A 610-nucleotide genomic window follows, 5' to 3' on the forward strand; every position below is an offset into this window, starting at 1 on the left:
CGCGCCCAAGAGGAGTCGAACCCCTAACCTTTTGATCCGTAGTCAAACACTCTATCCAATTGAGCTATGGGCGCATATTAAGAAATGCCGAGGACCGGAATCGAACCGGTACGGTGATCACTCACCGCAGGATTTTAAGTCCTGTGCGTCTGCCAGTTCCGCCACCCCGGCTGATTGCGATGGCAAAAGCGGAAAACGGGGTTCGAACCCGCGACCCCCACCTTGGCAAGGTGGTGCTCTACCACTGAGCTATTTCCGCGTATTCCTGATGCCGGCTAAAGGACTTGAACCCTCGACCCTCTGATTACAAATCAGATGCTCTACCAACTGAGCTAAGCCGGCAATGAAGTGCGGGTGAAGGGACTTGAACCCCCACGCCCGAAGGCGCTAGATCCTAAATCTAGTGCGTCTGCCAATTCCGCCACACCCGCATAGGTTATTACTATGAGCCGTACAGGGCTCGAACCTGTGACCCTCTGATTAAAAGTCAGATGCTCTACCAACTGAGCTAACGGCTCATATGGGGGTTAACGGGTTCGAACCGCTGACCCTCTGCTTGTAAGGCAGATGCTCTCCCAGCTGAGCTAAACCCCCATAATTTAAAAAAAAC

The 610-nt window shown here is 53.0% G+C and carries 7 tRNA genes; all 7 read right to left on the reverse strand.

Going from position 1 to position 610, the window contains the following annotated elements:
• The 7 genes from EG2_RS18175 to EG2_RS18205 all read right to left on the reverse strand — a co-directional run bounded on the left by EG2_RS18175 (nucleotide 1) and on the right by EG2_RS18205 (nucleotide 594).
• Nucleotides 1–74 (reverse strand) — tRNA-Arg (locus tag EG2_RS18175).
• Between the two features lie 11 nt (nucleotides 75–85).
• A tRNA-Leu gene (locus tag EG2_RS18180) sits at nucleotides 86–171 on the reverse strand.
• 16 nt (nucleotides 172–187) lie between these two features.
• Nucleotides 188–259: transfer RNA gene (locus EG2_RS18185), tRNA-Gly, on the reverse strand.
• Between the two features lie 10 nt (nucleotides 260–269).
• Nucleotides 270–342: transfer RNA gene (locus EG2_RS18190), tRNA-Thr, on the reverse strand.
• Nucleotides 343–349: 7 nt separating this feature from the next.
• Nucleotides 350–431 (reverse strand) — tRNA-Leu (locus tag EG2_RS18195).
• Nucleotides 432–445: 14 nt separating this feature from the next.
• A tRNA-Lys gene (locus tag EG2_RS18200) sits at nucleotides 446–518 on the reverse strand.
• A gap of 3 nt (nucleotides 519–521) precedes the next feature.
• A tRNA-Val gene (locus EG2_RS18205) sits at nucleotides 522–594 on the reverse strand.
• Nucleotides 595–610 lie beyond the last annotated feature (16 nt).

This window comes from Enterococcus gallinarum NBRC 100675 (assembly GCF_001544275.1).
GTDB classification, from domain to species: domain Bacteria; phylum Bacillota; class Bacilli; order Lactobacillales; family Enterococcaceae; genus Enterococcus_D; species Enterococcus_D gallinarum.